This window comes from Corynebacterium cystitidis (assembly GCF_900187295.1).
GTDB lineage: Bacteria > Actinomycetota > Actinomycetes > Mycobacteriales > Mycobacteriaceae > Corynebacterium > Corynebacterium cystitidis.
This window is the reverse complement of the sequence record NZ_LT906473.1, coordinates 1,015,012-1,028,856: the sequence shown is the minus strand read 5'-3', so window position 1 is coordinate 1,028,856 and position 13,845 is coordinate 1,015,012. Positions and strand designations below refer to the sequence as shown.

Genomic DNA, 13,845 nt, shown 5'->3' with positions numbered 1-13,845 from the left:
CTGTCCTTCGTCCACCTGTGGTTTTCTTCGTTTGTTTGCGGTCTTCAGTTATTGGGAGACTGCTGTATAGGCTGCCCGTAGCTCTTCTTCGGTTGGGCCTTCAATTCGCGTTGTGCTGCCTACTGCGTCGAGAGCAACGAAGCGGATCATGCCGTCACGATTTTTCTTGTCATGGCTCATTCCTTCGAATAATTCGTCGAATGCGCCGGCCTCGTAACTGGTGGGCAGACCAACTGATTCAAGAATGTTCTTGTGGCGGGCTACAAGCTCGGTGTCGATCAGACCTCGACCGTGGGCGAGGTGTGCGATGAACATCATCCCCACAGCGACCGCATGCCCATGGCGCCACCGGTAGTTTTCACGCTTTTCGACGGCGTGACCAAACGTGTGACCGTAATTAAGCATTTCGCGCAATCCCGCTTCTTTTAGGTCTTGTCCGACCACGCTAGCCTTCACGGCTACGGATCGTTCAATCAACTCGGGAAGGTATCCGTCGACATCAAGGGCACGTGCCGGGTCGGCCTCCACGATTTCTAAGATGCGCTCATCTGCAATGAAGCCGGTTTTTATGATTTCGGCTGAGCCAGCGATGATTTCTTCGTCGTCAAGCGTGTACAACCGCTCTAAGTCGATGTAGACACCGCTGGGTTCATGAAACGCGCCGACCAAGTTTTTGCCTGCTGCGGTGTTAATGCCTGTCTTTCCTCCGACGGCCGCGTCGACCATGGCCAGTAGCGTTGTGGGAACTTGGAGCACTGTGATTCCGCGCATCCACGTGGCTGCGACAAACCCGGCTAAATCGGTAGTGGCACCCCCACCGAGGCCGATGATGGCGTCTTGACGCGAAAAATTATGCTCGCCCAGCAGGTCCCATAATTCGCCCGCGACGCGCAGGGTTTTGCCTTCTTCGGCGTCTGGGATTGGGGCAAGAACGACGTCAACATTGGCAGCCTGGAGTTCTTCAGCCAGTACGCGTGAGGGGGCTGCCAGTGTGGGCTGGTGCACGACGGCTACCTTGTGAGCCCCGATGTCCTTGATCCGTGCTGCAACCATGTTGGTGAGGTTGCGGTCGATGTGGACGTTGTAGGGCGTCGGCCCAGTTACAGTGATGGTCGCCATTGCTTCTTAAAGTTCCTTTACTGTACTAATCACGGTACTAATCACGGGTGCCGATGAGGCCCCGTTGAGGGGCTAGTCAGCGTCAATAATCGCCAGTATTTCGGCAACCACCCGCTGCGGTGGTCGTTCGTCGGTGCGCACGCGGTAGTCTGCAACCTCACGATAAAACGGTTCTCGTGCCTCTAGCAATGCTCGGTAGTGCGCTTCCGGGTCTTGTGCAGCTAGCACAGGCCTGCTGTTATCGCGTGAAGTGCGCCGAATGCCTTCTTCAGGGCTGACATCAATCCACACCACGGTGTGGCCTTGCAGCATGTCCCGGACCTCGTCGGTAAGCACCGCTCCCCCACCGAGCGCGACGATGCCACCGGTGTGGAGAGCTTGGGAAACATAATCCCGTTCGGCTTCGCGGAATTTCTCCTCACCTACCAAGGAGAAGTACTCGCCGGTGGGCATCTTCACGCCCTTGGCGAGCAAGTCGTCGGAATCAATGAGAGGGAGGTTGGTGGCGCTTGCTAAACGACGTCCGATGGTGGACTTTCCGGCACCAGGAGGGCCGACCAGCACCACTTTCGGGGTGGTGTGGCACACAGAGTGGGACGGCATGTGGCTCGGGTCGATAGTGCTTTTGGCGTTGCTACCTGACTGTACATTTTCCTGAGACGCGTCAAACTGGTCCATGTTAGTTCTCTCCAAACGCTAGACGCTCGTCGATGTAGAGCTGGTAGGCAGCAATATTACGCTTAGTTTCCTCCAGACTGTCTCCCCCGAATTTCTCAAGAACAGCTCGTGCGAGAACGAGCGCCACCATCGCTTCAGCTACAACACCTGCGGCGGGTACAGCGCACACGTCAGAGCGTTGGTGAATGCCGGTTGTGGCGTTGCCGGTAGCCATATCCACTGTCTTTAGCGCGCGTGGAACCGTGGAAATTGGCTTCTTGTGGGCGCGCACTCGCAGTTGTTCACCGTTGGTCATGCCGCCTTCGATACCGCCTGCACGGTTGGTGAGGCGTGTTACCCCTTCCCCGTCGCTGTCGCGCACCATTTCGTCGTGGGCTTCAGAGCCACGGCGGCGGGCTTCTTCGATGCCGTCGCCGATCTCAACAGCCTTGATCGCCTGAATGCTCATCAAAGCACCAGCCAGCTGCGCATCTAAACGGTCTTCCCCGGAGATGTGCGAGCCCAAACCAATTGGGAGGCCATCAACGATGACTTCCACCACACCGCCGAGTGTGTCGCCGGCTTTCTTTGCGGATTCGATGCATGCGATCATATCTGCTTCGGAGTCTTCGTCGAAGGCACGTACCGGCGACTGGTCGATCGCTTCGATGTCGGAAAACTGTGGCGACGGGCCATCGTACGGTTTCGATTCGCCGATCGAGATAACGTGTGAAAATACCTCCACGCCAAGGGTTTCTCGCAGGAAACTGCGCGCAATGGTGGCGGCAGCTACGCGGGCTGCCGTTTCGCGTGCCGACGAGCGCTCGAGAACTGGGCGGGCATCATCGAAGCCATACTTCACCATGCCGGCAAAGTCAGCATGTCCAGGGCGTGGCCGGGTGAGTTTAGCGCCACGGCCGGAGCCCATAGCCTTTTGCACATCGGGATCATCCATGTCAACGGGTTCTGCGCTCATTATCGTGGTCCACTTAGGCCACTCACTGTTGCCAATCATCACAGCAATTGGCCCGCCCAGAGTTCTGCCGTGGCGGATTCCGGTGAGCAAAGTTAACTCATCCTGCTCAAACTTCATGCGCGCACCACGGCCGTAGCCGAGGCGTCGACGAGCAAGCTGGTATGAAATTTCTTCTTTTGTCACCGGGACCCCAGCGGGCATGTGCTCCACCATGGAGATGAGCGCTTGGCCGTGGGATTCACCTGCAGTAGTCCAACGAAGCATGCCAAGCATTGTCTCACACTCGGCGCCTCAATCCGACTATTACCCCATTGAGAACGCGCCCCCGCTGGTTTTCAGCAGCTCCACTCCAACCACAGTCCATGCCCCAAGCAGCATAGCAGGCCCATGTGCTCCGCTGGAAGACCCACGCAGCGGCCGTGCGCACAGCAAAGCGCAAACAGTGAACGCGCTTGCCAACGCCATGGCGATGATTGTGCCGAATACTCCCGTGTGCCACGCCACCCAGATCCCTAGTGGCACCGCCAACTTGATGTCCCCGCCTCCTATCCCGCCTGCTCGCCATGCCACGCACAAGTACAGAAACGGCCAGATCGCCCCGACCAAGGCATGCGGATTGAGGATTACCGCAGTCGCGATGGCTACCACCCCTGCCGGTACTGTAAGCCAGTCTGGGAGACGCCGAAATGCCACATCATAAAAGCAAAGAGCAACGCTCCACAAAAGTACTCCCCCGAGTCCTACCATGGCACCGATGCTAGCCGAGGCGGTCCTCCAGCGCTCGGCGCATCGCCTCGCGTGGGGCGTCCACGCCGGTAAACTGTGCAAATTGACTATAGGCCTGGCCAGCCAGCATCACGTGACCGCCCACGGTGCGATATCCATTGGCAGCGGCCCGGATCACTAACGGGGTGGGCCACGGATCATAGATCACGTCAAGCACTGGTGCATGCCCCAACTGTGGAACATAGTCTTCGATCCCCGCGGATGGAACAGTGGAAATAATGGCATCGGCCGACATCGTGATGGACTCTAGCTCTGCATCGAAGCGTACGAAATCAACGGTGGCGTCGAAACGCGCGATCAGCTCTTCGAACTCTGCACGACGGTCGGACCGATTGATCATTGTGATGCGTTCCACGCCCAACGTTCCCAGCGCCCACACAGCGGGCCGCGCTGTACCCCCCGCCCCAATCAGAACGACGTGTTCGAGTGTGGATTGATCGTCGATAAGCTCACTAAAGGCGTAGAGTATGCCCTCACAGTCGGTGTTATCGGCGCGCCAGCCCACTTCAGTGCGTACGAGTGTGTTCGCTGCCCCGATCAAGCGTGCGCGCTCGGTGACCTCGTCGGCGAATTCCAGCGCCGCAAACTTGCCGGGCATTGTGACTGAGAAACCGCGGTAGTCCTCGCTGGCTTGACCAACAATGCGTGGAAGATCTTCCGCGGAGCACTCAATGCGTTCGTACTCCCAGTTGTCTAATCCGGCGGCAGAGAAACCCGCGCCGTGCAAGACTGGTGACAGTGAGTGCTCAACGGGCAGCCCCAGTACAGCGGCCTTGTATGTCGCGGAGGTAAGAGTAGACATCTGTAGTGTGCTCCTAGCGATTGGAGTCGAGGATGCCGGACTGTTGTGCACGCTGCACGTCGTTGAGGTGTTCCTCAAAGGTGTTATTGAATACCGTGGTGCCGTCCTGGTCGATGGTGACGAAGAACAGCCAGTTACCGTCCGCTGGGTTCTCCATTGCCTCGATCGCCGTTTCTGATGGAGAGGCGATCGGGGTGGCAGGCAAGCCGTCCATCGCATACGTGTTCCACGGGGTTTCGCGGGCGCGGTCCTCGTCGGTGGTTGCTACCTCGACGTCCTCGAGGCCGTAGTTCACTGTGGAGTCGAACTCGAGGCGCATCGGCTCATTGAGGCGGTTAAGAATAACACGGGCGACCTTATCGAACTCACCGGCAGGAGCCTCACGCTCCACCAGCGAGGCTGCGGTCAGCAGCTCGTACGGGGTCAGGCCGATCGCTCCTGCACGTTCAACGATGCCCGTGTCATTGTACTTTGCTGTCGAACGAGTAATGAGATCGGTGAGGATTTCCTCGGCGGTTGAATTCGGGTCAACAACGTATTGGCCTGGTGCGATCAATCCTTCGATCCGCTTCGGATCGCCGGTGCGCTCCTCGACCTGAGCCAGGGCCCACGTGGGCACGCCCAGTACGCCAGGGTCTGCATTAGCACCTGCACTTTCAAGCTCGCCGGCGGTGATGCACTGTTCCTGGCTGCCGTTTTCACAGGTGACATTCGAAATCATGGTGTAGATTCCAAACCGGGTGTCACCGCCAACCACGGTGATGTCGGACAGGGTAGCGCCACCTGGAATGTCTAGCAGATCGATCTGATTCTCGGGGTTCAGTAGTGCCTCCACCGCAGCGGCAGCGCTCATCTGCTTCTGCAGACGATAAAAACCAGGCTGAATATTCCCCGAATCAGGGTTGTTGGCGGCAGCCGTCTGGAACGCAGAGTCGGACTTAACGACGCCCAACTCTTCCAACTCTGGGCCCAGGGCTGACATCGAGCTTCCTTCCGGGATCTCAATGATTTGCTCCACACCGTTGCCGGTACCTTCGAAGTCGCGCGAGACGGAGTTACCTGATGATGTAGTCACGGCGAAACCGATATAGGCGACTGCGCCGATGATCAGCAGTAATGAGGTGACCAGTACCGCTACTGCACCGGTGCGACCCCGGGATGAACGCTGGGAGCTCATGAATTGTTCTCCTTACTCTCACTACTGATCTTGAGATAGTTTGCGCGGCCGTCGAGCCACGATTGGAGGATTTCTACCGCTGCTGCTTGGTCCACCACGGCACGGCCTGCCTTCTCCGAGACACCTGATGCGCGTAAAGCTTGGTGGGCAACAACTGTGGTTAATCTCTCATCAGCTAAGCGCACGGGGATGGTGCCTCCGAGCCTGCGATTGATGCGAAAGGCGATTTCTTTTGCGTGTTTTACACTCGCGGATCCATGGCCTTTGAGATTTCGGGGCAGCCCGACGACGATTTCGACCGCCTGGTATTCCTCAATAATGTCAAGCAAACGATCAATATCTTCTTGATCACGGTCTTTGAAACCGGTGACTCGGGGCACTGTTTCCACCGGAGTGGCCAGTGTGGCCTCCCGATTCGATGAGGCAACACCCATTCGAACTGTCCCGACATCGATGCCGATGCGCCGACCTGGGCCGGGGTCATCGACACCGGGTGTGTCGTGTGTGATCTGCTGAGCAGCCATAGGCGTTAGTCCAGTGTCCTTCACAAGTTGAAATGACGGTATTTCCGGTCGCATCCACGCTATCCGCTTTATATGTTGTGATAGCTACACATCCGGGCGTGTTTCGTAACCAATCCGTTACAGTACCCCAAAAAGCGTGTGAACGTCACCAATTGCTACAGAATTCGTCCGTATGTGATCGAACCCGACCGGGCACCGCTGGAGGTTACCGTGCCTGAAGCTCTTCATGAATTGCGCGGAAACCTTCCTCAATGCCTGCAGCGTTCGAGCCGGAGCCTTGTGCGAGGTCGGGTTTACCGCCTCCCTTACCGTCGACGTACCCTGCAAATACTTTCACCATGTCGCCCGCCTTGATGCCCTTGTCGAGGGCACCGGCAGAAACGCCAACAGCAAACGGGACTTTGCCGGAGTTAGCAGCGGTGAGCACAACAACCGCTGGTTGTTCACCGAAGCGTCCACGCAGATCTTGGGCAATGGTACGAAGATCACCGGCATTGGTCCCGTCAGACAGTTGGTGGTTCAACAGTGTGAAGTCTCCGGCGTGGACCGACTTCTCCATTAACTCACCGGTTTGGCTAAGCAACTGCTTCTGGTGCAGTGCTGCGATTTCTTTCTCGGCTGCTTTGAGTTTCTCGGTCAATTGAGCGATGCGCTCTGGGAGTTGGTTGGTAGGGGTCTTTAACTCCTGGGCTAGACCGGAGGCCAATGCGGCTTCCTTCGAGAAATAGCGGAAGGAATCCATACCAGAATATGCCTCAATCCGGCGCGCGCCGGAACCTACCGACGATTCTCCAAGCACTGCGATCGGGCCGATCTGGGAGGAGTGATCCACGTGAGTACCTCCACACAGTTCGATGGAAAACGGCCCGCCGATTTCAACCACCCGTACCTGGTCGCCATAATTCTCACCGAATAGCGCGATTGCTCCCATTGCCTTCGCCTCATCAAGAGAGGTTTCAATGGTATTTACTGCGTAGTCAGCGTCCACCGCCTGGTTGGCGATAACCGAAATCTGCTCCAGCTGTGCCTCGGTAAGTTGCTCAGTGAAGTTAAAGTCGAAGCGCAGGTAGCCAGGTTTGTTCATCGACCCAGCTTGAACAGCGGTAGGGCCAAGCACTTCACGAAGGGCTGCGTGAATCAGGTGAGTCGCGGTATGTGCTTGACGCGCACCATGGCGCCAGCGCCCATCAACCTCGGCGCGCACGACGGAGCCTAAATCGAGGCCACCGTTTTGCACAGTCGCCTTGTGAACCCACAACTTCTTGCCAATTTTCTGCACGTCGTTGACATTAAGCACGGTGTCGCCAACGATAATTCGGCCTCGGTCGCCGAGCTGGCCACCTGCCTCAGCGTACATCGGCGACAAATCCAGGATCACCTCTACTTCATCGCCTGCGGTGACCTGGTTGACCTTGTGGCCGTCCTTAACCAAGCCGATCACTGTCGATTCTGCCTCAAGGTTATCGAATCCCACGAACTCCGTCGGCTGGTTGTCAACCCACTCGCGGTAGACGGACTCATCGGCCCCTGCGCTCTTCTTCGCACGGGAGTCCGCCTTGGCGCGCTCCCGCTGCTGCGTCATCTCTGCATCGAAAGCTGCCATGTCTACTTCGAGGCCAGCTTCAGCGGCCATCTCGATGGTGAGGTCGATGGGGAAACCATACGTGTCGTGCAGTTCGAACGCCTGAGAACCCGACAAGATCCGTGCACCCTTAGACCTCACCTCGGCTGCGGCGTCGTCGAAACGCTCGGTGCCGGAAGCAAGGGTCTTCAAGAAGGCGCGCTCTTCGGCAGTAGCCACACGCAAGATCCGCTCCCGGTTCTCCGCAATCTCAGGAAATGACGGTGTCATGGTGTCCATGATGGTGTTCATGAACGTGTCCAGAGTCTCGCCGGTTGCGCCCAGCAGACGAGCAGAGCGCACAATGCGGCGCAAAAGTCGGCGCAGAATATAACCGCGGCCCTCGTTCGATGGGGTTACACCGTCTAGGATGATCATCATCGAAGTACGTGCATGGTCTGCGATCACACGGAAACGAATATCGGCGTCGGCGTTACCGTCATCGTATTTGGTACCTGTCAGTGTTTCAGCAGCGTCGATGACGGGGCGCAGCAGATCAGTCTCGTAGACGTTTTCCACCCCCTGCAGGATACAGGCAACGCGCTCTACACCCATGCCGGTATCAATATTCTTTTGCGGCAGCTCACCAAGGATGTCAAAGCCGCCCTTATTGTCACCCTCACCGCGCTCAAACTGCATAAACACGAGATTCCAAATCTCTAGGTAGCGGTTGTCGTCGACGGCTGGGCCACCGTCCTGGCCGTAGTCCGAACCACGGTCGTAGTAGATCTCCGAACAGGGGCCCGCGGGTCCCGGAATACCCATAGACCAGTAGTTGTCCTCCATCCCGAGCCGCTGGATACGCTCCGCGGGGACACCGATCTTGTTTTCCCAAATGTCGGCTGCCTCATCATCGTCGAGGTACACGGTGACCCACAGCCGCTTAGGGTCCAACCCATAACCACCGTCTGCAACAGACGATGTCAACAGCGTCCACGCGTGCGTGATAGCGCCTTCTTTAAAATATTGGCCGAAAGAGAAATTTCCAGCCATCTGGAAAAACGTGTTGTGTCGGGTAGTTATCCCCACCTCCTCAATATCCAGAGTGCGTACGCACTTCTGGATGGAGGTTGCGGTACCTGACTCGAACGGCGGGTTTTGCTGCCCCAGGAAATACGGTTTAAAAGGGACCATGCCTGCGTTGACAAACAGCAAGGTAGGATCATCCAGGATCAGCGACGCGCTCGGAACGGCCTGGTGGCCGTTCCTTATAAAGTAATTGGTAAAGCGGTCCCGGATCTCATGGGTTTGCATGAGCGGTCTCCTTCGGTCTGTTCTATTCTGCTGAGCTTCGCTCAGCGTTATTGGTGTAACTCCGCTACACTTTACCCGCGTGTGTGCCCGCGGACGATTCTGCGTAGCTTGCCGACGAAATTCTGGATCCTGTTCTCGTTTCCGTGATCAGTCGGCTCATAATAAATGGCGTCGTCCAAGCCCTCCGGAATATAGCGCTGCGCGACAACGCCTGTCGGGTGGTCATGCGGATAAAGATACCCCACCGCATGCCCCATCGCTTTTGCGCCCTCATAGTGTCCGTCGCGGAGATGCGCAGGTACATGGCCTGCCTTTCCCGCGCGGACGTCGGCAAGCGCGCGATCAATAGCCACATACGTCGCGTTGGACTTCGGTGCCGTCGCTAAGTGGATAGTGGCCTGCGCCAAGGGCAGTCGACCTTCCGGCATTCCGATGAAACTAACAGCTTCGTATGCAGCTGTTGCCGTCTGCAGCGCCGTCGGGTCAGCCATTCCAATATCCTCAGAGGCATGAATAACCAGCCTTCGGGCGATGAAACGGGGGTCCTCGCCTGCCTCGATCATGCGCGCCAGATAGTGCAGCGCAGCATCCACATCCGAACCCCGGATGGACTTAATGAAGGCGCTGGTCACATCGTAGTGTTGGTCACCGTCGCGGTCGTAACGCACAATCGCTCGATTGACGCTGTGGCGAACCGTTTCCAACGTGAGTTCTGCGCCGTCGTTGACAGCCTCAGCAGCAGCTTCCAGATAAGTTAGAGAGCGTCGTGCGTCGCCCCCGGCGAGCAGCACCAGCTGGTCAAGGGCATCGTCGGCAAGCGTAATCCTGCCGTCAAGGCCTCGCTTATCGACGACGGCTCGCGTGATCACCTCACGCAAATCCTCCGCATCCAGGGGCTCTAATTTCAGCAGCAGCGAACGAGACAGCAACGGTGCCACGACAGAAAACGAAGGATTTTCCGTCGTCGCCGCCACGAGCAAGATCGTGCGATTTTCCACTGCTGCGAGCAACGCATCCTGTTGAGTTTTGGAAAATCTGTGCACCTCATCGATAAACAACACGGTACGACGACCACTGCGCAAATCACGCGTGGCGCTGTCGATGACTTGGCGGACTTGCTTTACCCCAGAGGTCAATGCGGACAATCCCACGAAGTTATCGCCCATCGTCTGGGCAATCAGGGACGCGATTGTTGTTTTTCCCGTACCGGGCGGACCGTACAAGATCACCGAAGCGTCACCCGATCCTTCAATCAGGCGTCGCAGCGGTTTACCTTCACCGAGGAGGTGTTCTTGGCCCACAATTTCATCCAAGGATTGGGGCCGCATGCGAGCGGCTAAGGGTGCCCCAGCACCTGCCTGAAAAAAAGAGGTTCCCCGGAGAGCGGAATCGTCGTCGCGACGCGCGCTGGGATCTCCGAATAATCCTTCCTGCATGAACCCCTCCTGCATGAACCTCTTCTGTTTGAACTATGAACTTAGACTACGTGATGAGCCTACAGCCGTGCATCGTTCAGTATTTCGGCAACGTGGAATGCGAATTCAGACAAGACCGAGTAGGAGGAATTACGGCCGGCGGCGGCAAAGCGCCCCAACGCCTCAAAAGTTTCATAAAGATCGCGCCGCACAAGCAATTCATCCTCAGTGAAGTCGACATCGTTAGCAGGCTTTAGCAAGTTAGTGTTGGTCTCGGAACTGCGGTCTGGGTTGATTCCAAGGCGGTCGAGATCCTCCGTGGTGATCTCAAGATAGTCGCGGGCTGCGGCATGACTCGAAATGATATTGGCCAGGGAGCCATAGTACATCAAGGTCACGCTGGAAAAAGCCCACCCAACCAGGGCGATTGTGATGCGTTCGTGAAGCACGTCTTCGTTGGTTAAACCTGGCCATAGCTCGTCTACTTCATGCAGCCACGCCTCCGTGAAGGCTGCGGCTTCATCATCTGAAATCGGCTGCAAGGAAATATATTGCGGGAAACCCGCGATGACACACGCTAGATCGAACGAGACATCTCGAAACCCTGCCCACTCATAGTCCAGAAACTCGGTGCGGTCAGCCACGATGATGTTGTCTGGTGAGAGATCGAAAGGGGTAAAAGCGCGGTAGCGGCCTTGGCGCAAACGGCGCTGGATTGTAGGCATTGTTTCACTTGCTTCGCGTGGAACCTCGATGCCGGCGTTGCGGATGATATCCAGGCCTACTGCAAATCCCAGTTCCAGCAGTCGCTCGCGGATTTCTTGAAACCGGTGAGCATTCTCGTCGTTTCTGCCTAGCCGACTGAGCAAGATGTTGAAGGCTTCTTCCTTGCCTGCGGTACCAGAGTGCATCCGGCCCAACGATGTTCCCAAAGCGCGTAGGATTTGAACACGTTTTTCGGGATCTGATTCTTCCAGCAAATCGGCAAACGTATCACCATCACCGCTATCGGACAAGACGATCAGGCGACTATTGCAGTCATGCGCCAAAATTACCGGCCCCGGACGGAACTCTTCAGCCAAGGAGGTAGTGAATTGGTAGGATGCTACTTCTCGCAGGAAGGCGGCATCTTCAACAAGGTCACCCGTGCGTGGCGACTGCTTCAAAATCACGGTTCGGTGCGGAAGGAAAGGGCTAGAGGTCACTCGCGCGCGGATTACGCGGGCGTGGCCTGAGCCACTGAGTTCTACCGGATCCTGGAGTTTTTGCGTACCGCCATAGCGCCGGGTGAGCAGATCCTCTGCGATTTCGGTGATGCTTTTGTCATCGTGGTGTTGGCTTGAGTCCATGATCTTGAGCTCCTTCACAAGTATCCACTTCCATGGTGCCATGCGGGACCGGTCCCATGGCCTGGAACACACGAAACCTCCCGTGTGGCCAGCACACCGCTGGCACCGGGAGGTTCACGTCCAAGTTCTACTGCGCTCCGGTTTAAGCATTGTCGGTGCCTGCTGCGGCGGTGGTCTCTGCTGCGCCTTTCGCCTTAGCCTGGTTTTCGTTCTTCTTTTCTTTCTTCGGTTTGAAGTCCACACCAGTCTCCTTTCGCTGCTCAGGCGTAATTGGTCCAGGTGCGTCAGTCAGCGGATCGACGCCACCACCCGACTTCGGGAAGGCGATAACATCACGAATTGATTCGTAGCCGCCGAGCAGGGAAACGATGCGGTCCCAGCCGAAAGCAATGCCACCATGTGGAGGAGCACCGAAAGCGAAGGCATCCAGCAAGAAGCCGAACTTCTCGCGCGCTTCTTCCTCGCCAATGCCCATCACGTCGAACACGCGCTCTTGCACGTCACGGTCATGGATACGAATGGAGCCACCACCGATCTCGTTGCCGTTGCACACGATGTCGTAGGCATAAGCCAATGCCTCAGCTGGCTGCTTGTCGAACGAGTCCAGGAACTCTGGCTTCGGGGAGGTAAACGCGTGGTGGACTGCTGTCCACTTAGAGTTACCCAGTGCTACGTCACCAGAGGCGGTGGCATCTGCGGCAGGCTCGAACATGGGGGCGTCGACCACCCAGGTAAATGCCCAGTCGCCGTCCTTGATCAGCCCGAGCTTTTCCGCAATCGCGCCACGTGCGGCACCTAGGAGCGCGCGCGAGCTTTTAGTCTCGCCAGCTGCGAAGAAGATACAGTCTCCCGGCTTTGCACCGACGTGGCCAGCAATGCCTGCGCGTTCTGCGTCGGTAATGTTCTTCGCCACCGGGCCAGACAATTCACCGTCTTCACCGATGAGGATGTAGGCCAGCCCCTTCGCACCGCGCTGTTTAGCCCATTCCTGCCAGGCGTCGAGCTGGCGGCGGGGTTGGGAAGCGCCACCGTCCATCACGACGGCGCCAACGTACTCATTCTGGAACACCCGGAATGTTGTGTCCTTAAAGAACTCAGTGCACTCCACCAGCTCAATGTCGAAGCGGAGGTCTGGCTTATCAGAGCCGTACTTTTCCATTGCTTCGGCGTAGGTTATGCGTGGGATCGGGGTCTGGATGTCGTAGCCGATCAGCTTCCACAGCTCCACGAGGATCTCTTCGGCCAAAGCGATCACATCGTCCTGGTCAACGAAGCTCATCTCAACGTCAAGTTGAGTGAACTCCGGCTGGCGGTCCGCACGGAAGTCTTCATCTCGGTAGCAGCGGGCGATTTGGTAGTAGCGCTCCATACCCGCAACCATGAGCAGCTGTTTGAACAGCTGCGGGGATTGGGGCAATGCGTACCAGGAACCCGGGCGCAAACGTGCTGGCACAAGGAAGTCACGGGCGCCCTCTGGGGTAGAACGGGTCAGCGTTGGGGTTTCGATTTCGGTGAAGTCGTGGCGGTCCAGCACCTCGCGTGCAGCCTTGTTGGCCTTGGAACGCAGGCGCAGGCCAGCTGCCTGGCGCTCGCGGCGTAAGTCCAGGTAGCGGTACTTCAAACGGGTTTCCTCACCGACTTCGCCCGAGGATGCGTCTTCGATTTGGAATGGCAGAGCTGCAGACTTATTTAGCACGGTCAGCTCGGTGACGTTAACCTCGATCTCGCCGGATGGCATGTTCGGGTTTTCAGAGCCTGCTGGGCGTGGCTCTACCTTACCGGTGACCTGGATGACGAACTCGCTGCGCAAATCGTGCGCCGCCTCAGCAACACTAGACTCGCGGAACACCACCTGTGCCAAGCCGGAGCGGTCGCGCAAATCGATGAAGATCACGCCACCATGATCACGACGACGAGCCACCCAGCCCGTCAAGGTGACGGTTTGGCCAGCGATATCTTTGCGGAGGTCTCCCGCCAGGTGAGTGCGCAGCACGGTTTCTTCCACGTCCTTCCACGTGTGGTGATGATGAACGTTCGAAAGTCTACCCCCTCTGACTCTTTGTTTCTTGCCCTACCCCTCATTTCCACCGGTTTGAAGGAAATTCGGGCCGAATTTTCCTACCTTTATGAGGATTTCTCTCATTCAGTCCACCCGTTCAGTGCAC

11 protein-coding genes are annotated in these 13,845 nt (G+C 57.3%); all 11 read right to left on the bottom strand.

Annotation, left to right across the window (positions count from 1 at the left end; genetic code table 11):
* Positions 1-48: 48 nt before the first annotated feature.
* The 11 genes from aroB to aspS all read right to left on the bottom strand — a co-directional run bounded on the left by aroB (position 49) and on the right by aspS (position 13,673).
* Positions 49-1,119, bottom strand: a complete 1,071-nt coding sequence (gene aroB / locus CKV99_RS04880; protein WP_092255159.1) for a 3-dehydroquinate synthase — start codon at positions 1,117-1,119, stop codon at positions 49-51.
* A 72-nt stretch (positions 1,120-1,191) separates the two neighbouring features.
* Entirely contained in the window at positions 1,192-1,722 is a 531-nt protein-coding gene (locus CKV99_RS04875; RefSeq protein WP_092255717.1) for a shikimate kinase, read from the bottom strand.
* A 76-nt stretch (positions 1,723-1,798) separates the two neighbouring features.
* A complete protein-coding gene (gene aroC / locus CKV99_RS04870; protein ID WP_197697212.1) occupies positions 1,799-3,016 on the bottom strand; it encodes a chorismate synthase in 1,218 nt (405 codons plus the stop codon).
* 39 nt (positions 3,017-3,055) lie between these two features.
* Positions 3,056-3,499, bottom strand: a complete 444-nt coding sequence (locus CKV99_RS04865) for a prepilin peptidase (protein WP_092255155.1) — start codon at positions 3,497-3,499, stop codon at positions 3,056-3,058.
* Positions 3,500-3,509: 10 nt separating this feature from the next.
* On the bottom strand, positions 3,510-4,340 hold the full coding sequence (locus CKV99_RS04860; RefSeq protein WP_092255153.1) for a shikimate dehydrogenase: 831 nt from the start codon (positions 4,338-4,340) through the stop codon (positions 3,510-3,512).
* Between the two features lie 13 nt (positions 4,341-4,353).
* Positions 4,354-5,517, bottom strand: a complete 1,164-nt coding sequence (mltG, locus tag CKV99_RS04855) for an endolytic transglycosylase MltG (RefSeq protein ID WP_092255151.1) — start codon at positions 5,515-5,517, stop codon at positions 4,354-4,356.
* Positions 5,514-6,041, bottom strand: a complete 528-nt coding sequence (gene ruvX / locus CKV99_RS04850; protein WP_092255149.1) for a Holliday junction resolvase RuvX — start codon at positions 6,039-6,041, stop codon at positions 5,514-5,516. Before ruvX ends, mltG begins: the two co-directional genes overlap by 4 nt.
* A 205-nt stretch (positions 6,042-6,246) precedes the next feature.
* Positions 6,247-8,916: an alanine--tRNA ligase gene (gene alaS / locus CKV99_RS04845; protein ID WP_092255147.1), complete on the bottom strand. Its 2,670-nt coding sequence runs from the start codon at positions 8,914-8,916 to the stop codon at positions 6,247-6,249.
* Positions 8,917-8,987: 71 nt separating this feature from the next.
* Positions 8,988-10,352, bottom strand: a complete 1,365-nt coding sequence (locus tag CKV99_RS04840) for a replication-associated recombination protein A (RefSeq protein WP_092255713.1) — start codon at positions 10,350-10,352, stop codon at positions 8,988-8,990.
* A 59-nt stretch (positions 10,353-10,411) separates the two neighbouring features.
* Positions 10,412-11,722, bottom strand: coding sequence for a phosphotransferase (locus tag CKV99_RS04835; protein WP_169872603.1), 1,311 nt, complete (start codon positions 11,720-11,722; stop codon positions 10,412-10,414).
* A 100-nt stretch (positions 11,723-11,822) separates the two neighbouring features.
* Positions 11,823-13,673: an aspartate--tRNA ligase gene (gene aspS, locus CKV99_RS04830; RefSeq protein ID WP_092255710.1), complete on the bottom strand. Its 1,851-nt coding sequence runs from the start codon at positions 13,671-13,673 to the stop codon at positions 11,823-11,825.
* Between the last annotated feature and the right edge of the window lie 172 nt (positions 13,674-13,845).